The 19,255-nt window shown below is 71.4% G+C and carries 15 protein-coding genes, 1 pseudogene and 1 riboswitch; of the genes and pseudogenes, 10 read left to right on the plus strand and 6 right to left on the minus strand.

Going from position 1 to position 19,255, the window contains the following annotated elements; translation table 11 throughout:
• Positions 1–93: 93 nt before the first annotated feature.
• Positions 94–624 (minus strand): hypothetical protein, encoded by a 531-nt coding sequence (locus OG714_RS12585; RefSeq protein WP_406120545.1) that lies wholly within the window; start codon positions 622–624, stop codon positions 94–96.
• Between the two features lie 10 nt (positions 625–634).
• A complete protein-coding gene (locus OG714_RS12590; RefSeq protein WP_406120547.1) occupies positions 635–1,141 on the minus strand; it encodes a SigE family RNA polymerase sigma factor in 507 nt (168 codons plus the stop codon).
• Positions 1,142–1,421: 280 nt separating this feature from the next.
• On the opposite strand from OG714_RS12590, the gene OG714_RS12595 reads away from it, so the two are divergent.
• On the plus strand, positions 1,422–2,009 hold the full coding sequence (locus OG714_RS12595; protein WP_406120549.1) for a hypothetical protein: 588 nt from the start codon (positions 1,422–1,424) through the stop codon (positions 2,007–2,009).
• Positions 2,010–2,031: 22 nt separating this feature from the next.
• Here OG714_RS12595 and OG714_RS12600 read toward each other — a convergent pair.
• Positions 2,032–2,675, minus strand: a pseudogene (locus OG714_RS12600) (class II aldolase/adducin family protein); the annotation flags it as partial.
• A gap of 45 nt (positions 2,676–2,720) precedes the next feature.
• Positions 2,721–4,328: a purple acid phosphatase family protein gene (locus tag OG714_RS12605; RefSeq protein WP_406120551.1), complete on the minus strand. Its 1,608-nt coding sequence runs from the start codon at positions 4,326–4,328 to the stop codon at positions 2,721–2,723.
• Positions 4,329–4,674: 346 nt separating this feature from the next.
• On the opposite strand from OG714_RS12605, the gene OG714_RS12610 reads away from it, so the two are divergent.
• The 9 genes from OG714_RS12610 (at position 4,675) to OG714_RS12650 (ending at position 16,704) form a co-directional block, all read left to right on the plus strand.
• Complete coding sequence (locus OG714_RS12610; RefSeq protein WP_406120553.1) at positions 4,675–5,208, plus strand: universal stress protein; 534 nt, start codon at positions 4,675–4,677, stop codon at positions 5,206–5,208.
• 164 nt (positions 5,209–5,372) lie between these two features.
• Complete coding sequence (locus tag OG714_RS12615; protein WP_406120555.1) at positions 5,373–5,819, plus strand: SAV_915 family protein; 447 nt, start codon at positions 5,373–5,375, stop codon at positions 5,817–5,819.
• A gap of 12 nt (positions 5,820–5,831) precedes the next feature.
• Positions 5,832–7,169: a diaminopimelate decarboxylase gene (lysA, locus tag OG714_RS12620; RefSeq protein ID WP_406120557.1), complete on the plus strand. Its 1,338-nt coding sequence runs from the start codon at positions 5,832–5,834 to the stop codon at positions 7,167–7,169.
• Between the two features lie 115 nt (positions 7,170–7,284).
• Positions 7,285–9,090, plus strand: a complete 1,806-nt coding sequence (locus OG714_RS12625) for a methylmalonyl-CoA mutase family protein (RefSeq protein ID WP_406120558.1) — start codon at positions 7,285–7,287, stop codon at positions 9,088–9,090.
• The gene (gene scpA, locus OG714_RS12630) at positions 9,090–11,276 is read left to right on the plus strand and encodes a methylmalonyl-CoA mutase (RefSeq protein WP_406120560.1); all 2,187 of its coding nucleotides are present in this window, start codon (positions 9,090–9,092) and stop codon (positions 11,274–11,276) included. The genes OG714_RS12625 and scpA overlap by 1 nt, the downstream gene beginning before the upstream one ends.
• A complete protein-coding gene (meaB, locus tag OG714_RS12635; protein ID WP_406120562.1) occupies positions 11,273–12,265 on the plus strand; it encodes a methylmalonyl Co-A mutase-associated GTPase MeaB in 993 nt (330 codons plus the stop codon). Before scpA ends, meaB begins: the two co-directional genes overlap by 4 nt.
• Before the next feature lie 98 nt (positions 12,266–12,363).
• Positions 12,364–12,587, plus strand: a riboswitch (cobalamin riboswitch).
• A gap of 137 nt (positions 12,588–12,724) precedes the next feature.
• On the plus strand, positions 12,725–15,043 hold the full coding sequence (metE, locus tag OG714_RS12640; protein ID WP_406120564.1) for a 5-methyltetrahydropteroyltriglutamate--homocysteine S-methyltransferase: 2,319 nt from the start codon (positions 12,725–12,727) through the stop codon (positions 15,041–15,043).
• Positions 15,044–15,147: 104 nt separating this feature from the next.
• Positions 15,148–15,726 carry a histidine phosphatase family protein gene (locus OG714_RS12645; protein ID WP_406120566.1) on the plus strand — a complete coding sequence of 193 codons (579 nt, stop codon included), beginning with the start codon at positions 15,148–15,150 and terminating at the stop codon, positions 15,724–15,726.
• A 243-nt stretch (positions 15,727–15,969) separates the two neighbouring features.
• Positions 15,970–16,704 (plus strand): polysaccharide deacetylase family protein, encoded by a 735-nt coding sequence (locus OG714_RS12650; RefSeq protein ID WP_406131799.1) that lies wholly within the window; start codon positions 15,970–15,972, stop codon positions 16,702–16,704.
• 22 nt (positions 16,705–16,726) lie between these two features.
• On the opposite strand, the gene OG714_RS12655 is transcribed toward OG714_RS12650, so the two are convergent.
• Positions 16,727–17,950, minus strand: a complete 1,224-nt coding sequence (locus tag OG714_RS12655; RefSeq protein ID WP_406120568.1) for a cytochrome P450 — start codon at positions 17,948–17,950, stop codon at positions 16,727–16,729.
• Between the two features lie 110 nt (positions 17,951–18,060).
• Positions 18,061–19,071, minus strand: a complete 1,011-nt coding sequence (locus tag OG714_RS12660; protein ID WP_406131801.1) for a DUF2278 family protein — start codon at positions 19,069–19,071, stop codon at positions 18,061–18,063.
• Positions 19,072–19,255 lie beyond the last annotated feature (184 nt).

The raw sequence follows: 19,255 nt of genomic DNA on the forward strand, positions 1-19,255 counted from the left end.
ACCATGTTTTGTCCTGGTCTGTTGGCTGCCACAGGGCATGCGGGATCGCCTGCGGGCGCGATGTCGCAGCTGGGGCTTACGGGTTGGGGCGGGCTATCCGGAGCTCGTCGGACCCACCGTCGCGGACGACTCCGTCGCCGGCTGTGTCGTGGTCGAACTCGTCGAAGTGCCGTGCCCCGTGGACGTGTTGGCCGTCCCCGTGCTGGAAGGCGGCGGGGACGTGTCGGTCGTGGTCGGGTCCGAGGACGAGGTGGTCGAACTCCCGGTGGGGGTCATGGACGGGGTGGTGGGTGGCCCGGTGGTGTGGGTGGGTGTCGGGCTCGTGGTCCCGCTCGGGGGCGTGTCCGGTGTCAGGGTCGGGCTGCCGGTCGGGATGGTCGGGGTCACGGCAGGGCGGGGCAGCGGGGCCTGCGGTCTGTCGTCCACCCGGTCGTGGGGCAGCAGGAAGAAGCCGAGGCCGATACCGGCGACGGCCAGGGCCGAACCGACGGCCTTCTGGGCCGCGCGGACCCGGCGCCGGGCTCGGACGCCGGAGCGGAGTCGGGTCCGGTGCCTGGGTTCGAATGGGGTCGTTTCCTGGGTGTCGCGCATCATCCGCGCGAGCTCCCGCTCGAAGTGATCCATCAACTCCCCCTCATCCCACCGGTTCGATGACATCGCCGAGGATCCGGCGCAGCCGCGCCACGCCCCGCGACGCATGGGAGCGGGCGGTGCCGACCGGACACCCCAGCACTTCCGCGACCTGCTTGTCGGGCAGGTCCTGGTAGTAGCGCAGGACCACGGCGGCCCGTTGCGCGGGCGGCAGTTGGGCCAGTGCCGACTCCAGCCGGGAGCGCTCGGCCACGGCGGCGGACACGTCGTCCACCTCCGCGCGGTCGGGCAGTTGCTCGACCGGGCGCTCACCCCACCAGCGCCGCCGCGCCGATCGGCCCGCCGCCCGCGCCAGGATCTTGCGCACGTACGGCTCGGGTGCCTCCTCGCCGATCCTCGGCCAGGCGAACCACAGCTTGACCATGGCCTCCTGGAGCAGGTCCTCGGCGCGGTGCCGATCGCCTCCCACGAGCAGACAGGACAGATGGAACAACGCCGACCAGCGTGCTGCCACGAACCCGTCGAACCCGTCGGCCCGACTCTGTTCCATCCGTACCGTCCACCGTCCCCGTTTCGGGCAAGCCCCTTACACAGAGAGAAAGGCCGTGGGCCCCACCCCGCGCTGCACTTCAGTGCTGTGATCCGGGTTACATCACGCTCCGGGGTGCGGCGAGTACGGAGCCGGGCCGCTCGTACCTCCTGCGCCGGTTCCTCGACGAGGATCCGCACACCGGCATCGCGGGTCCGCGCACCGGCTGGTCAAGACTCCGTCATGTGAAATCCGCGGCTGAGAGGGGGCGGGTCCGGCGCCGTACTAAGGGAGCAAGCAGATGCGACTCCTGACGAAGGGCACTTCCTTGATCCCGCGACGCATCGTCCTGAGCCTCGTCGCAGGGCTCGCCTCCACGCTGCTGCTGGGGGCGTGCGGTTCCTCGAACGACGCCGGTACCGACAACGCCGCCTCCGTGGCCCCGGCCGCGTCGCCTCCCGCGGTCTCGACGCCGGTCGCCTCACCTCCCAGCGCCGGCGCGAGCAGCGGTTCCGGTGCCGGAACCACGACCACCGCGGTGACGGCCAAGGTGATGAACGGCCTGGGCACGGTGGTCACCGACAACAACGGGAAGACCCTCTACCGCTTCGACAAGGACGAGCCGTCCCCCTCCAAGTGGACGTGCAAGGACGCCTGCACGATGACGTGGATCCCCGTCATCGTGCAGGACTCCGTACAGACGTCGGGAGTCGCGAAGAGCCTCCTCGGCACGGTCCACCGAAACGGCCGGCCCCAACTCACCCTCGCCGGCTGGCCGTTGTACCGGTACGTCGGCGACACGGCCGCCGGAGAGGCGAACGGCCAGGGCAAGGACGGCGAGTGGTACGCCGTCGCCCCGTCCGGACAGAAATCGGCGACGACGGGCTGACCCTCGCTCCCTGCGGTCGTCCTCAGTCCTTGTAGTCGGGGGCGGTGCGCTCCACGAGCCGGAGCAGCGCCGCCCACGCGAACTCGTACGCCTTGTCGTCCTGGAGGTCCGAACCGCCGTCCTCGCCGGTGAGTTGACGGGCGGACAGCTCGCAGACCTCGGGGGTCGGCATGACGAGCGGGGTGCCCGCCGCGGTGACCGCGGTCTGGATCTCGCAGGCCTTGTCCAGGTAGTACATGCGCAGAAACGCCTGCGCGGGGGTCTCCCCTACGGTGAGCAGGCCGTGGTTGCGCAGGATCATCGCGGGTGGCGGCCCAAGTCGGCGACCAGGCGCCGCTGTTCGGCGAGGTTGAGGGCGACGCCCTCGTAGTCGTGGTAGCCGAGCCTGCCGTAGAACTCCATGGAGATCTGGTTGAGCGGGAGCAGGCCGTGTTCCTGGGCGGCGACCGCGCAGCCCGCCCTGGTGTGGGTGTGCAGGACGCAGTGGGCGTCGGGGCGGGCGGCGTGGACGGCGCTGTGGATGACGAAGCCGGCCGGGTTGACCGGGTGGCGGGAGTCCTCGACGGCGCGGCCGGACAGGTCGATCTTGACGAGGTTCGACGCGGTGATCTCCTCGAAGAGGAGGCCGTAGGGGTTGATCAGGAAGTGGTGTTCGGGGCCCGGGAGGGGTTCGCCCTGCACTGGTTGCCGGACGGTCACCGCTCTTAGGGCCTAGCGGTGACCGTCGGACCGCTTGCGGTGGAGCGTGAAGTTCTCGAACACCGACAGGTCGCCGTTCGGCTTGTTCACGTTGTAGTAGGTCACGTGCATGCGCGTGGTGTCGCCGGCGTGGCGGCCCGGGTCGACGGTGAACGCGGCGAATCCGTAGGGGTGTTCGGTGTCCCGGACGCCGATCCAGACCGCCTCCTCCTGCGTGTACGTGGAGGTGCGCTTGCCGTTGGAGCCGGGCGTCGCCGAGACGGACGTGATCACCTTGCCGGTGCCGTCCTTGAAGAAGCTCTGGTTCGTGGTGCCCGAGACTCCGCCGCCGCCGAGGATCATGTGCACGGTGCCGAGGCCGGTGTCGATGTTGTCGGTGGCCGTGGAGACGGGGTTGGGGGTCAGCGTCTCGGTGCCGCTGACGACTCCGCGGACGGCCAGCGAGCGCTCGTAGTTGTGCTCGTGGCCGCACAGCACCAGGTCGACGCCGTAGCGGTCGAAGAGGGGGCCGTACTTCTGGCGCAGGCCGAGGTCGGCGCCGTTCGCGTCGGTAGAGCTGACCATGACCTGGTGCATGGCGACGACGATCCAGTCGGCGTCGCGCGAGGCCCGGGCCGCCTTCAACTCCTTCTCCAGGAAGGCGAGTTGGCGTCCGCCGGAGTAGCCGCTGATGTAGACGTCACCGCCGTCCTGGAGGCAGTTGTCGTCGTTCTGCAGCACGATCACCCGCACCGAGCCGGCCGTGAACGCGTAGTAGAGGCCCGCGAGTTCGGCGTCGGTCTCGGTGGACGGGAGGGCGAAGTAGGTCTGGTAGGCGCCGAGTCCGATCGGGCCGTTGGCCTTCTCGATCTCGTGGTTGCCGGCCGCCGGCATCCAGGGGCGGAAGCGGGCCGAACGGGTGTTGTTGGTGAAGAAGTTGTTCCAGGTGCGCACCCGGTCGACGTCCAGGTTGGCGTAACAGAGGTCGCCGTTCAGGAGGTGGAAGAGCGGGGCGACCTGCTCGATGCCGGTGACGATGTCCTTCGTCGCGGGGGTGGAGTTCGCGTCGAGCCCGACCGTGCCGTTGGCCGCCCAGGTGACCTGCGGGGCGGACTGGTCGCCGAAGCTGGTGAAGGTGAGCGGCTTGCGTCCGCGCGGGGCGGTGCGGAACGTGCCGCTGTCGGGCGTCGCGCCCTCGTGGGTGGCGAGGTAGAGGTAGTCGGTGTCCGGGGTGAGCCGGTTGAGCGCGGCGTGGTGGACGTAGACGGTGCGGCTGGAGGTGCCGTCGACGTAGGTGACGGTGCGGGCCTTGGCACTGGAGCCGAAGCCGTGCTCCAGCGTGCCGTAGCGCACGACGGGTCTGGTCACCGGTTTGTCGGTGATCCACGAGACGTTCATCTGGGTGCGCGGGTCCGCGCCGAAGGTGAGGTGCAGGCCCTGGACCGGGGATGCCCCGGAGGAGTCCGCGGTGAGGTGCAGGGCCGGGGCGGCGAGCGGGGCGGCCTGCGCCGTGCCTGCTCCCAGCAAGGGGGTGACGGCCGCGCCGGCGCCGGCCGTACCGAGGAGCCCCAGCGCGTGACGCCGGCTGACTCCCTCGGACGACTGCGCGGACCCGTCCGGTGTCTCGGTCTGTGTGGTCATGGTGCCCTCCCTGGCGAGCAGTTGAGCTGACGACGTCCGCACCTTGGCGCTCCACAGCGGCCCCCGAGTGAACAGTGCGTGGCCAGACGGTCATCGCGGCCCGAGGGCCGGGCGCCGGGGCCGATTCTTGCCCCGCGCTTTGCCAGGGACCGCCATTTCGTTGACGCGGACGGTCGGCCGGGCGGGAGTCGGGGAATCAATTCCGGCCACCGCCGGCCCCGCGTCACGGGCGCGTCAGGAATCGGCCCTCCGGCGTCAGACGCGCGCCAACACGGCGATACGTCCGCTCCCTTCGGCCCTTCGATGGGATGCGTGGTCGTCTGTGTACGCCGAGGAGTGAGCGACGATGAGCAGTGACGCACGGGCACGTGCCGTGGTCGGAGTGAGCGGTTCGCCGGGCAGCCTGGCGGCGCTGCACCGGGCGGTGCGGGAGGCCCGTCGCACCGGCGCCGAGCTGCTGGCCGTCCTGGCCTGGGAGCCGCCCGGCGGTGAACTCGCCCACGGGCGCTCGATGTTGGCGCCCCCGGTGTCCCGCCTCCGCCGGGACGCTGCCGACCGACTCCTCGCCGTACTCGACGCGGCCTTCGGCGAGACGGGCCCCGGGATCCCGTTCGAGGGCCTGGTCGTCCGGGGTACGGCGGGCCGTGCCCTGGTGGAGACCGCCGACCGCCCCGACGACCTCCTGGTCATCGGCGCGGGCCCGCGAGGACCGCTCCGCGCCCTGTTCCCGTCCGTCTCCCGCTACTGCGTCACCCACGCCGCGTGCCCGGTCCTGACGGTTCCGCCCTCGCCGCTGGAGAGCGAACTGACCTCCCTGCACCGCCGTATCTCACTGGGGCGGGCGGTGGACGCGCGGGAGCTGACGGAGGGCGGGACCTGACCGGCCACCCGCACCCCCGTCAGCACCGCGTTATGGCTACGGCGCTCCCCGTCAAGCATCCGTCAGCGAGGCACCCGTACCCCCGTCCGGCGGGCATAGCTTCGAGGAAGCGCCAGGTCAGACCGATCAGGCCCCGCACATCGCCTCGTACAAGGAGCCGCACGATGTCCCCAGTCGAACCCGCCGAGAAGATCCCCGCGGACCCCGGCGCCCCCGAGGACCCGGAGCCCGCCGAACCCGTCCCGGCCGGACTTCTGTACGTCCCCGTCCGGTCGGGACCCGCGGGCTGCACGGCCCGTTTCTTCCGCACCCCGCTGGGCGGCCGTACGGCGGTCGGCTTCACCTCGGCGGCGCGGCTCGCCGCCACCCTGGGCGCCGAGCAGGCCTGGATCCGGCTCTCCGAACCCGCGCTGCGCGCCCTCGCCGCACCGCTCGGTGTCACCGCGCTCACCGTCGACCCGCAGTTCTCCGCGCCCGCCGCCGACCGTACGGCGGCCGCCGAGCGGGAGCGGGCGAACTCCTGGCGCCGCTGGCATCCCCAGCACGTCGGTGCCCTGCGCGTCACCGGCGCCGCCGCCGTGGTCGCGTGCCTGAACCTGCTGATCGGCTGAGGAGACCCACCCATGTCCATCCTGGACGCCCCCGTTGTCCCGGTCGCCGACACCCACGACCTGTCCGTCTGGCCCCGCTCCACCCGTCCCTCCCCCTCCGGCGACCTCAGCGTCGGCGGCGTCTCCCTCACCGAGGCCGCCGACCGGTTCGACACCCCCGTCTACGTCCTCGACGAGCAGGAGGTCCGCGACCGCTGCCGTACGTACCGCACGGCGTTCCCGGACGCCGACGTCGTCTACGCGGCGAAGGCGTTCCTGTGCCGGGCGATGGCCCACTGGGTGCGGGAGGAGGGACTCGGCCTCGACGTCTGCTCCGCCGGCGAACTCGAACTCGCCGTCACCACCGGCTTCCCACCGGAACGGATCGTGCTGCACGGCAACGCCAAGAGCCCCGAGGACCTGCGCACCGCGCTCCGGCTCGGCGTCGGCCGCATCGTCGTCGACAGCACCTCGGAGATCGCCCGGCTGGCCGCGATCACCCCCGCCGACAGCCGCCAGAAGGTCATGGTGCGAGTCGTGCCCGGCATCGCGGCCGGCGCCCACACCAAGATCCGCACCGGCACCGACGACCAGAAGTTCGGCCTGTCCATCACCGACGGCTCCGCACAGCACGCGGTGACCCGCATCCTCGACCAGCCGCACCTCGAACTCGTGGGCCTGCACTGCCACATCGGCTCGCAGATCACCACCACGAAGCCGTACGTCGCCGCGGTCCGGCGCATGGTCGGACTGTTGGCCCGCGTCCGCGACCAACACGGCGTCACGCTCCCGCAGTTGGACATCGGTGGCGGCCACGCCATCGCGTACCGCCCCGGCGAGGAACGCCTCGACATCTCCGTCCTCGCGGGCCGGGTCCGCGCCGAACTGGAGGACGGCTGCGCCCGCACCGGCCTGCCCGTACCCCGGCTCACCCTCGAACCGGGCCGGGCGATCGTCGGCCCCGCCGGGGTCGCCGTGTACCGGGTGCTCGCGGTGAAGCGCACCGGCGACCGCACCTTCGTCGCGGTCGACGGCGGCATGAGCGACAACCCGAGGCCCGCGCTCTACGGCGTGCGCTACGCACCCCGGCTCATCGGCCGCCCCGCCACCGCGCCGCCCCGCCCGGTCACCGTCGTGGGCCGGCACTGCGAGGCGGGCGACATCCTCGCGGACGAGGTGGCGCTCCCCGGCGACGTACGCCCCGGCGACCTCCTCGCCGTACCGGCGGCGGGCGCGTACCACCTGTCCATGGCGTCCGGCTACAACCTCGTCGGCCGCCCGCCGGTCGTCGCGGTGTCCGAGGGCATCGCGCGCGTGCTGGTCCGCCGCGAGTCGCTGGACGACATGAACCGCAGGGACATCGGGCTGTAGCCCCGGTCAGAGCGGGCCGGACAGAGCCGGGGAACTGGTCTAGACCGCGCGGAGAGGTTAAGGTCACAGCCACGTCCTCTGCTGCTCACCTGCACATTTGCCCTAGCATCCGAGCATGACGGTCCTGCCCGACGACGGGCTCTCGCTGGCCGCCGAGTTCCCTGACGCGACCCATGAGCAGTGGCAACGCCTGGTGGAAGGCGTACTGCGCAAGTCGGGCAAGGAAGTCTCGGGTGCCGCAGCGGAAGACGCCCTGTCCACCTCGCTGGAGGACGGACTCCGTGCCCGTCCCCTGTACACCGCGGACGACTCCGCACCCGAGCCCGGCCTCCCCGGTTTCGCCCCCTTCGTACGGGGCGGCCGCGCCGAGGGCAACATCCTCGGCGGCTGGGACGTACGCCAGCAGCACACGACGGCCGACGCCGCCACGGTCCTCGGCGACCTGGAGAACGGCGTCACCTCGCTGTGGCTGGTCGTCGGCGAGCGCGGCATCCCGATCACGTCGCTCGGCAGCACCCTCGACGGCGTCTACCTCGACCTGGCGCCCGTCGTCCTCGACGCGGGGCCCGAAGTCGCTTCCGCCGCAGCCGAGTTGCTACGGCTGTACGAGGAGCGGGGTGTCGCACGTGAGGCGGCCCGCGGCAACCTCGGTGCCGACCCGCTGGGCTTCGCGGCCCGTACCGGGGACGAGGGCTTCGACTTCGCGCCCGTCGCCGCGCTCGCCCGGCGCTGCGCTGAGGAGTATCCGGGGCTGCGCGCGCTGACCGTGGACGCGTTGCCGTACCACGAGGCCGGCGGTTCGGTGGCGCAGGAGCTGGGCGCCTCGCTGGCGACCGGTGTCGCCTATCTGCGGGAGCTGACCGAGGCGGGGCTGAGCGTCGAACAGGCCGTGGGGCAGCTGGAGTTCCGGTACGCGGCGACCGCCGACCAGTTCCTGACGATCGCCAAGCTGCGCGCCGCGCGCAGGCTGTGGGCGCGGGTGGCCGAGGTGTGCGGGGCGCCGGGCGGGCAGGTGCAGCACGCGGTGACCTCGCCGGTGATGATGTCCCGCCGTGACCCGTGGGTGAACATGCTGCGCACGACGGTCGCGACGCTGGCCGCCGGGGTGGGCGGCGCCGAGTCCGTCACCGTGCTGCCCTTCGACCACGCGCTGGGCCTGCCGGACGCGTTCGCGCGCCGGATCGCCCGCAACACCTCGACGATCCTGGTCGAGGAGTCGCATCTGTCCCGGGTGATCGACCCGGCGGGCGGCTCCTGGTACGTGGAGCGGCTCACGGACGAACTCGCCCACGCGGGCTGGGAGTTCTTCCAGCACATCGAGCAACAGGGCGGCCAGGCAGCGGTCTTGCGTTCAGGCAGTCTCCGCGACGACCTCGCCGCGACCTGGGCGACCCGCAGCGCGAAGCTCGCCAAGCGCCGCGAACCCATCACCGGCGTCAGCGAGTTCCCGAACCTCGCCGAACGCCTCCCGGAGCGCGCACCCGCGCCCGAGGCACCGACCGGCGGACTGCCGCGCGTACGGCGCGACGAGGCCTACGAGGAACTGCGCGCCCGCTCCGACGCCCACCTCGCGGCGACCGGCTCCCGGCCGCGGATCTTCCTGGCCGCGCTCGGCCCGGCCGCGGCGCACACCGCACGCCTCACCTTCGCGTCGAACCTGTTCCAGGCAGGCGGCATCGAGCCCGTCACCGGGGGCGAGTTCGCGGACAGCGGGGCCACCGAGGCCTGCCTGTGCTCCAGCGACGCGCTGTACGAGGAGCAAGCGGCTTCGGTCGCCGGGGAGTTGAGGTCGGCCGGTGCCGGGCACGTGTTCCTCGCGGGCCGTCCCGGGCAGTACTCCGGTGTCGACGCCTACGTCTTCGCGGGCTGTGACGCCGTAGCCGTACTCTCCGCCACCCTCGACCGCATGGGAGTGTCCTGATGGCAGCGATGGGGCGCATCCCCGACTTCTCCGGGATCGAGCTGGGGGCCCCGGCCACCGAGGCAGGTACCGACGAGTGGCGCGACGCCGTCAAGAAGGCGGCGGGGGGCGACGATCTGCTCTGGGAGACCCCGGAGGGCATCGCGGTCAAACCCCTGTACACCGGGCAGGACTTGGAAGGCCTGGACTTCCTGGCCACCTACCCGGGGATCGCGCCGTATCTGCGCGGCCCGTACCCGACGATGTACGTCAACCAGCCCTGGACGATCCGGCAGTACGCGGGTTTCTCCACGGCCGAGGAGTCCAACGCCTTCTACCGGCGCAATCTCGCGGCCGGCCAGAAGGGCCTGTCGGTCGCCTTCGACCTGCCCACGCACCGGGGTTACGACAGCGACCACCCGCGCGTGACCGGTGACGTCGGCATGGCGGGCGTGGCGATCGACTCGATCTACGACATGCGCCAGCTCTTCGACGGCATCCCGCTCGACAAGATGACCGTGTCGATGACGATGAACGGCGCGGTGCTGCCCGTACTGGCCCTGTACATCGTGGCGGCGGAGGAACAGGGCGTACCGCCCGAGAAGTTGGCCGGGACCATCCAGAACGACATCCTCAAAGAGTTCATGGTCCGCAACACCTACATCTATCCGCCGAAGCCGTCGATGCGGATCATCTCCGACATCTTCGCGTACACCTCGCAGCGGATGCCCCGCTACAACTCCATCTCCATCTCCGGCTACCACATCCAAGAGGCGGGCGCGACGGCCGACTTGGAGCTGGCGTACACCCTGGCCGACGGGGTGGAGTACATCCGGGCGGGGCGGGAGGCGGGGATGGACGTGGACGCGTTCGCACCCCGGCTGTCCTTCTTCTGGGCGATCGGCATGAACTTCTTCATGGAGATCGCGAAGATGCGGGCCGCGCGTCTGCTCTGGGCCAAGCTGGTCAAGCAGTTCGACCCGCAGAACACCAAGTCCCTCTCCCTGCGCACCCATTCACAGACCTCGGGCTGGTCCCTGACCGCGCAGGACGTCTTCAACAACGTCACGCGCACCTGCGTGGAGGCGATGGCGGCGACGCAGGGCCACACCCAGTCGCTGCACACCAACGCCCTGGACGAAGCCCTCGCGTTGCCCACCGACTTCTCGGCGCGCATCGCCCGCAACACCCAGCTCCTGATCCAGCAGGAGTCCGGCACGACCCGCGCGATCGACCCGTGGGGCGGCAGCGCGTACGTCGAGAAGCTGACCTACGACCTCGCGCGCCGGGCCTGGCAGCACATCGAGGAGGTCGAGGCGGCGGGCGGCATGGCCAAGGCCATCGACGCGGGCATCCCCAAGCTGCGCATCGAGGAGGCCGCGGCCCGCACCCAGGCCCGCATCGACTCCGGCCGCCAGCCGGTCATCGGCGTCAACAAGTACCGCGTGGAGACCGACGAGGAGATCGACGTCCTCAAGGTCGACAACTCCTCCGTCCGCACCCAACAGATCGAGAAACTACGGCGGTTGCGCGCCGAGCGCGACGAACAGGCCACCCAGGACGCGCTGCACGCCCTCACCCGGGCCGCCGAAAGCACCGGCAACCTCCTGGAGCTGGCGGTGAACGCGGCCCGCGCCAAGGCGACGGTCGGCGAGATCTCCGACGCGCTGGAGAAGGTGTACGGGCGGCACGCGAGCCAGATCCGTACGATCTCCGGTGTGTACCGCACCGAAGCCGGCGACTCCCCGTCCGTCGAGCGCACCCGCACCCTCGTGGCCGAGTTCGAGGAGTCCGAGGGCCGCCGCCCCCGCATCCTGGTCGCCAAGATGGGCCAGGACGGCCACGACCGCGGCCAGAAGGTGATCGCCACCGCGTTCGCCGACCTCGGCTTCGACGTCGACGTCGGCCCCCTCTTCCAGACCCCCGGCGAGGTGGCCCGCCAGGCCGTCGAGGCGGACGTGCACATCGTCGGCGTCTCCTCGCTCGCCGCCGGACACCTCACCCTCGTACCGGCGTTGAAGGAGTCCCTCGCCGCGGAGGGCCGCGAGGACATCATGATCGTGGTCGGCGGAGTCATCCCGCCCCAGGACGTCCCCACCCTCCTGGAGATGGGCGCGGCGGCCGTGTTCCCGCCCGGGACGGTGATCCCGGACGCGGCCTACGACCTGGTGCAGCGACTGGCCACCGACCTCGGGCACGCCCTGTGATCGAGGTCGACACCTATGTGAAGGGCGTGCTCGACGGGAAGCGGGCCCTGGTGGCCCGCGCCATCACCCTCGTCGAGTCGACCAAGCCCCAACACCGGGTCATGGCCCAGGAGTTGCTGACCGAACTCCTCCCGCACAGCGGCCAGGCCCGCCGGATCGGCATCAGCGGCGTACCGGGCGTCGGCAAGTCGACGTTCATCGACGCGTTCGGCACGCTGCTGACCTCGCAGGGCTTCCGGGTCGCGGTACTGGCCGTGGACCCGTCGTCGACCCGCACGGGCGGCTCGATCCTCGGCGACAAGACCCGCATGGAACGCCTGGCCGTGGACCCGGCGGCCTTCGTACGTCCCTCCCCCACCGCCGGCACGCTGGGCGGCGTCGCGAAGGCGACCCGCGAGTCGATCGTGGTGATGGAGGCGGCGGGCTACGACGTCGTCCTCGTCGAGACGGTAGGCGTGGGCCAGTCGGAGACGGCGGTCGCGAACATGGTCGACTCCTTCCTGCTGCTGACCCTGGCCCGCACCGGCGACCAGCTACAGGGCATCAAGAAGGGCGTCCTGGAGCTGGCTGACGTCATCGCCGTCAACAAGGCGGACGGCCCACACGAGCGCGACGCGAAGAGCGCGGCACGTGAACTGGCGGGCGCACTACGGCTGATGCATCCCGCCGACGCCGCCTGGACCCCACCGGTACTGAGTTGCAGCGCGCGCGAGGGAACGGGCCTGGACACGGTCTGGGAGCGCCTCGAACAACACCGTTCACTGCTGGACTCCACGGGCCGCCTGGCCGCGAAGCGCAGCGAGCAGCAGGTGGACTGGACCTGGACTATGGTCCGAGAAGAACTCCTGGGCCGCCTGCACGCCGACCCGACGGTCCGCGCCCTGGCCCCGGACCTAGAACGCCAGGTACGAGAGGGCGAGTTGACAGCAACCCTGGCGGCCGAGGAAATCCTGCGAGCCTTCGAATCCCGGCAAGCTGACATGCCCTAGGGGCGCGAGGCTGTATCGATTTGCGGCTCCGCCGCGTGGGCGCGACCAGCCCCCACCGGCCCGCACCCAAAAATCGACGCACAAGACCCCCACCCCGTAGGCTGGCTAACGCAGCTGGTTCGCCCCGTCAGCCAGACGGACGCGTCGCAAGAGGGAACCCGGTGAGATTCCGGGACTGCCCCGCAGCGGTAAGCGGGAACGACCGCCGTCATACGCACTGGGCCCACACAGGACCTGGGAAGCGACGGCCAGTAGGTGACCTCCGGTTCACAGGAGGCCGTGCCCGCAAGTCCGAAGACCTGCCACCTGCCCGCACGCGAAGCATTCGCGTGCGGAATCCCGGTGACCTCGTGGGCGGGTCGGCGTACATACGGGCGGTCACCATCCCCCGGTCTACGAACCTTCGCACTCACGTCCCGACACCGGGATCCAGGGAGATATCTCGCGAAGGAGATTTCCGTGACAGCGAAGTCCGCAGCCGCGGCAGCACGGTCCACCGTGTACGGCTACCCCCGCCAGGGCAGGGGCCGTGAACTGAAGAAGGCCATCGAGGGGTACTGGAAGGGCCGCGTCGACGCCGACGCCCTCCGGACCACCGCCGCCGAACTGCGCCGCACGAACTGGCGGCAGCTCGCCGAGGCCGGCATCCACGAGGTACCGACCGGCGACTTCTCGTACTACGACCACGTCCTCGACACCACCGCCATGGTCGGCGCGATCCCCGAACGCCACCGCGCCGCCGCCGAACTCGACGCGCTGGACGGGTACTTCGCGATGGCGCGCGGCACGCAGGACGTGGCGCCGCTGGAGATGACGAAGTGGTTCGACACCAACTACCACTACCTCGTGCCGGAGTTGGGCCCGGACACCGTCTTCACCACCGACTCCACCAAGCAGGTCGCGGAGTTGAGGGAGGCCCTCGCCCTGGGCCTGACCGCCCGCCCCGTCCTGGTCGGCCCGGTCACCTACCTCCTGCTCGCCAAGCCCGCACCCGGGGTGCCCGCGGACTTCGAACCGCTGACCCTGCTGGACCGGTTGCTGCCCGTGTACGCCGAGGTCCTCGCCGACCTGCGCGCGGCGGGCGCGGAGTGGGTGCAGCTCGACGAGCCCGCCCTGGTCCAGGACCGCACCCCGGCCGAACTGAACGCCACCACCCGCGCCTACCGCGACCTCGGCGCCCTCACCGACCGGCCGAAGCTGCTGATCGCCTCCTACTTCGACCGGCTCGGCGACGCGCTGCCGGTGCTGGCGAAGGCGCCGGTGGAGGGCCTCGCCCTGGACTTCACCGAGTCCGCCGCCGCCAACCTGGATGCCCTCGCCGCGGTGGGCGGGCTGCCTGGCAAGCGGCTGGTCGCCGGTGTCGTCAACGGCCGCAACGTCTGGGTCAACGACCTCACCAAGTCCCTTGCCACACTGGGCACGTTGCTCGGTCTCGCCGACCGGGTCGACGTGGCCGCCTCCTGCTCGCTCCTCCATGTGCCGCTCGACGCCGCCGCCGAGCGGGACATCGAGCCGCAGATCCTGCGCTGGCTCGCGTTCGCGCGGCAGAAGACGGGCGAAATCGTCACGCTCGCCAAGGGCCTGGCCCAGGGCACCGACACGATCGCCGCCGAACTCGCGGCGAACCGCGCCGACTTGGCCTCCCGCTCCGGTTCGGCACTCACCAGTGACCCCGCCGTACGGGCCCGGGCCGCCGCCGTCACGGACGCCGACGCCCGCCGCTCCCAGCCGTACGACGAGCGGACCACGGCACAGCGCGCGCACCTCGGGCTGCCGCCGCTGCCGACGACCACGATCGGCTCGTTCCCGCAGACCGTCGAACTGCGCACCGCGCGGGCCGACTTGAGGGCGCGGCGGATCGACGCGGCCGGTTACGAGGAGCGGATCAAGGCCGAGATCCAGGAGGTGATCTCGTTCCAGGAGAAGACGGGCCTGGACGTCCTCGTGCACGGCGAGCCCGAACGCAACGACATGGTCCAGTACTTCGCCGAGCAGCTCACGGGATATCTCGCCACGCAGCACGGCTGGGTCCAGTCCTACGGCACCCGTTACGTCCGCCCGCCGATCCTGGCCGGCGACATCTCCCGCCCGGAACCGATGACGGTGCGCTGGACGACGTACGCCCAGTCGCTCACCGGCCGTCCGGTCAAGGGCATGCTCACCGGGCCGGTCACCATGCTCGCCTGGTCCTTCGTCCGTGACGACCAGCCGCTCGGCGACACCGCACGGCAGGTCGCCCTGGCCCTGCGCGACGAGGTCAACGACCTTGAGGTAGCGGGGACTTCGGTCATCCAGGTCGACGAACCCGCGCTGCGCGAAACCCTTCCGCTGCGTGCGGCGGACCGGGAGGCGTATCTCGCCTGGGCCACCGAGGCGTTCCGGCTGACCACCGCCGGCGTCCGTCCGGAGACGCAGGTCCACACGCACATGTGCTACGCCGAGTTCGGCGACATCGTGCAGGCCATCGACGACCTCGACGCGGACGTCATCAGCCTGGAGGCGGCCCGCTCGCACATGCAGGTCGCGCGCGAACTGGCCGAGCACGGTTATCCGCGCGAGGCGGGACCGGGTGTCTACGACATCCACTCCCCGCGCGTACCGGGCACGGCCGAGGCAGCGGCCTTGCTGCGCAAGGGACTTGAGGCCATCCCGGCGGAGCGGTTGTGGGTCAACCCGGACTGCGGCCTGAAGACCCGGGGCTGGCCCGAGACCCGCGCGTCCCTGGAGAACCTGGTCGCCGCGGCCCGCACGGTCCGTGCGGAGCTGACCGGTTCCTGACCCGTTGGCGGGGGCGGCTGGGAGGAACACCCTCCCGGCCGCCCCCGCCGTCGGATGCGCGGGAGACGATGTCCTCCCATGGCCCTAGGAACGGGAGCGACCGAGTGACCAGCCGCATCACCTTGATCTCGCCGGCGATGAACCGGTCCCTGCGGGAGACCCGGTTCGACGACGGCAGCCCGCTCGATCCGAGCGGTGCGGCCCGCGCCGAGTCCGCCGCGCGGTCGCTCCGCTCGGCTGACCGGGTGCTGGTCTCGCCCACTGTGCGGTGCCGGGAGACGGCGTCCGCGCTGGGCCTCCCGGCCGTAGCGGAGCGGGAGTTGGCGGGGCTGGACATGGGGCGCTGGCGGGGGCTGACCCTCGACGAGGTGATGGCTCGGGAGCCGGACGCGGTGATGGGCTGGCTGACGGATCCGGACGCGGTGCCTCATGGCGGGGAGTCCGTGCGGGGGCTCTGCGAGCGGGCGGCACGGTGGCTGGAGGCGGCGGCCGGGGTCGAGGGCGGGACCCTTGCGGTGGTTGAGCAGGAGTTCGTGCGGGCCGTTGCGGTCACGGTCCTTGACGCGCCTGGGCCCGCGTTCTGGCGGCTCGATGTGCCGCCGCTGACCGCGACCGAGCTCAGTGGGCGGGCCGGGCGGTGGAATCTGCGGCTCGGGCGGGAGCTGGGAGCCGACGTCCGCTAGGCGCTCCGCGGGATCTGCGGTTCCTTGGCCGCCCGCCGGTGGGGGCTGGTCGCGCCCACGCGGCGGAGCCGCAAATCGATACAGCCCCGCGCCCCTAAAAGGCCGCTGTACCTAACCGGACTGCCCCAACTCCTCCGACTATACACACCACGTATACTCGCTATGTATAGTCTCGGCATGCCATCACTGAACGCTCTGTGCAAGAAGAGGGAAAGACCCCGGGCCGGGTTGCGTGCTGTCGGCATGTTTGTGGCGGTCGCCGTGCTGGGTCTGGCGTCGAGCGGGTGCACCAAGCTCGACACGACCGCGCCGGCCGCCGCCCGCGCCGAGGCCGTGTCGGGCACCGCGCAGGTCCCTTTCGGGACGGTCGACTGCCGTGAGGCGAAGTGCATCGCGCTGACCTTCGACGCCGGGCCCAGCGAGAACTCGGCGCGGCTGCTCGACATCCTGAAGGAGAAGCAGGTCCCGGCGACCTTCTTCCTCCTCGGCGAGCGGCACATCGAGAAGTACCCGGAACTCGTCGAGCGCATGGCCGCCGAGGGTCACGAGGTGGCCAGCCACACCTGGGACCACAAGATCCTGACCCGAATAACCCCCGCGCAGATACGCGGCGAACTGCAACGCACGGACGACGCGATAGAGCGGATCACCGGCAGGCGGCCCACGCTGATGCGCCCGCCGCAGGGCCGCACGAACGGCACCGTGCACAAGATCTGCCGGGAGCTGGGCCTGTCGGAGGTGCTGTGGAGCGTGACCGCCAAGGACTACGCGACCACCGACTCCGCGCTCATCACCAAGCGCGTCCTCGCCCAGGCCACCCGGGACGGCATCATCCTGCTGCACGACCTGTACCAGGGCACCGTGCCCGCCGTCCCCGGGATCATCGACGCGCTGAAGGAGCGCGGGTACGTGTTCGTGACCGTGCCGCAGCTCCTCGCGCCCGGGAAGGCGGAGCCGGGGAAGGTGTACCGCCCCTGAGAGCCACCGGGCTCTCCTTGCCTCACCAGTCGAGGTGCAGGGCGTACGGGGAACGGTGGATCATCGTCGGCCGCATGGTGACCGGACGGTCCCGCGCCAGCCGTAGACCGGGCAGGCGGCTCGTCAACTCCTCCAGGGTGAGGCGGAGTTGCTCGCGGGCGAGTTGGGAGCCGGGGCAGCTGTGCACGCCGAAGCCGAAGGCGAGGTGGCGGCTCGGGGTGCGGGTGATGTCGAACGTGCCGGCGCGCGCATGACGTCCCTCGTCCCGGTTGGCCGCGCCGAAGGCGACGAACAGCGCTGCCCCGGCGGGGAGTTCGGTACCGGCGAGGACGAGCGGCCGGGTGGTGATCCTGCGGAAGCCCTGCAACGCGGTGTCGTAGCGGGCCGCCTCCTCGATCGCCGCGGGGATGCGAGCGGGCTCGGCGCACAGCAGCTCCCACTGGTCCGGGTGACGGAGGAGATGCAGGACGGTCGTGCCGATGAGCGCGGTGGTGGTGAGGTGGCCGGCGATGAGCAGGTTCTGGAGGTGGGCGACGAGTTGGTGCCGATGCTCCAGGGTCAACGGCCCGTCCGTGACGGAGGCGATCAGCTCCGAACAGAGGTCCTCGCGGGGCTGGTCGTACCGCTCACACACGTACCGGTCGAGGGTGTGCTGCATCGCGACGACGTCCTCGGCCGCGGCGATCTGCTCGTCCTCCTCCAGCGGGCGGAAGAGCAACTCCTCGGCGCGGTGGCCCCCGTGGACGACCCCGGGCACGTCGGCGGGGTCGAGGCCGAGGATCCGGCCGACGACCTCGCCGGGCAGCCGCCTGGCGTACGCCGACATCAACTCGACGTGTCCGTCGCCGTGTCCGTCCTTGGCGAAGGCGTCGACCAGGGCGGCGACGCGCTCGGCGGCGTACGGCAGGACGGCCGCGACCCGGGCCGGCGAGAGGCCGCGGACGATCGGGGCGCGCAACCGCTGGTGCTGCGCGCCGTCCGCGGTGACGACGACGGGCCGCCCGCCGAACCCGCCCCCGAGGACGGCGAGCGCGGCGGGCGCCGACAGTACGTCGGGCCGTAGGGCCACCGATGAGGAGAAGTCCTCGGGGCGGCGCAGGACTTCACGTACGTCGGCGTCCCGGGCGACGAGCCAGGAGTCGAGTTCGGCGAGGTGGGTGAGTCCCTCGGTCTGCCGTGCCCGGGTGTAGGCCGGGTACGGGTCGCGCTGCAATGCGTCGAGCCCGGCGTGCAGTTCGCGGTCCACGGGACACCCTCCGGCCGATGGCGTGATGCGGTGCGGTGCGGGTCGCGCTCATCGTGCCGTAGGGGTGGGCGGGTGCGGTAGGGAACTTCCGGGCAGGGCTGCCCAGTTGGTCAGAACACGACCGTCCAGCCCTCCCGTGCCGCCTGGTCGGCGGTGTACGAGACGCCGTGCACCTTCAGGCCGTTCGCGTCGAGGAGGGTGATCTCGCCGCCCTGGTTGCCGAGTTGGACGCCGTCCGTGAGCGGGACGAGCAGGGTGGCGCCCGGGGCGAGGGGGCCGGGCGGTACCGCGCAGGAGTGGCCGAGCCGGTCCCGGACGCGCCAGCCGGTCGGGTCGAGCGGATCGGGCGAGGCGTTGAGGAGCGTGACGCTCTCCGGCTCGGGCGCCGGGCCGCGCGGGTTGACCAGGGCCGCGACGACGCGGACGGGCTGGCTGCCGGGGTCGGGGCGCGAACCGTCGGTGTCCTCCAGCGTGTGGCCGGTGGTGTCGTCGGTGTGCCAGGACTGGCTCTGGAAGGCGAGGAAGATGCCGACCCAGCGCGACTGCGCCGGGAAGTGGATGAGGAGGCCGCCGTCCTGCCAGACCCCGTCGTCGCCGCTGAAGCGGCGGCTGTTGCCCTGGTTCATGTGGATGTCGTGGACTCCGTTGCCCGGCAGGAAGCCGAACACCTTGTCCTTGACGGTCGGTTCGGGGCCGAAGCGCTCGCCGAAGACGTACAGGCGGGCGTCCGGGTCGTCCACCGCGCGTCGTACGTAGTGGTCGAGGAGGTCGGCGAGGTCGTTGTCGGGACCGCTCGCGTCCGGCGGGAGGGTGCGCAGCTGCGCCGGGTCGAAGAGGTTGCCGCGCACGAAGTCGAGGTTCGGGCCGCCGGGGCCGGGCAGCAGGGTGTTCCAGCCGCTCGGCAGGCCCTCCAGGCGGGCTGTGACCGGGTGTTGGAAGTCCTCGCTGACGAGATAGAGCAGCTCGGAGGGCCGCTCCGCGGACAGGACGTTCACGGCGGCCCGGAAATGTGTGCCCGTGTCGTCCGTGAGATGGATCTGGTAGTGCGGTGTCCCGGCGGCGCCCTCGCGCCTCGTGTCCACCGCGCGCGTGATCAATACGCCGTAGGCCTTCAGTGGCATGGCGACCAACTCCCCCTGCGGGCAGGCGGGATGCCCGCCCATGGGAGAAAGCCTAGGGGGGAGGCGCCCGCTCCGGCCGGGACGCGGGGAAACTCGGGGCGGCTGTCCGGTGTACGTCTGCGTACCTGTGAACCGCTAGGCCAAGGGTGTGAGCCGCCGGTGAAAGTACCGTCGATCAAGAAGC

The organism is Streptomyces sp. NBC_00989, assembly GCF_045162655.1.
Lineage (GTDB): Bacteria > Actinomycetota > Actinomycetes > Streptomycetales > Streptomycetaceae > Streptomyces.

What these genes read in the sequence shown, in the direction of transcription:
- OG714_RS12595 (WP_406120549.1), top strand. Translation starts at nt 1,422, where the DNA reads ATGCGACTCCTGACGAAGGGCACTTCCTTGATCCCGCGACGCATCGTC.
- OG714_RS12660 (WP_406131801.1), bottom strand. Translation starts at nt 19,071, where the DNA reads ATGCCACTGAAGGCCTACGGCGTATTGATCACGCGCGCGGTGGACACG.
- OG714_RS12605 (WP_406120551.1), bottom strand. Translation starts at nt 4,328, where the DNA reads ATGACCACACAGACCGAGACACCGGACGGGTCCGCGCAGTCGTCCGAG.
- OG714_RS12610 (WP_406120553.1), top strand. Translation starts at nt 4,675, where the DNA reads ATGAGCAGTGACGCACGGGCACGTGCCGTGGTCGGAGTGAGCGGTTCG.
- OG714_RS12650 (WP_406131799.1), top strand. Translation starts at nt 15,970, where the DNA reads ATGTTTGTGGCGGTCGCCGTGCTGGGTCTGGCGTCGAGCGGGTGCACC.
- scpA (WP_406120560.1), top strand. Translation starts at nt 9,090, where the DNA reads ATGGCAGCGATGGGGCGCATCCCCGACTTCTCCGGGATCGAGCTGGGG.
- OG714_RS12585 (WP_406120545.1), bottom strand. Translation starts at nt 624, where the DNA reads ATGGATCACTTCGAGCGGGAGCTCGCGCGGATGATGCGCGACACCCAG.
- OG714_RS12615 (WP_406120555.1), top strand. Translation starts at nt 5,373, where the DNA reads ATGTCCCCAGTCGAACCCGCCGAGAAGATCCCCGCGGACCCCGGCGCC.
- lysA (WP_406120557.1), top strand. Translation starts at nt 5,832, where the DNA reads ATGTCCATCCTGGACGCCCCCGTTGTCCCGGTCGCCGACACCCACGAC.
- OG714_RS12590 (WP_406120547.1), bottom strand. Translation starts at nt 1,141, where the DNA reads ATGGAACAGAGTCGGGCCGACGGGTTCGACGGGTTCGTGGCAGCACGC.
- OG714_RS12625 (WP_406120558.1), top strand. Translation starts at nt 7,285, where the DNA reads ATGACGGTCCTGCCCGACGACGGGCTCTCGCTGGCCGCCGAGTTCCCT.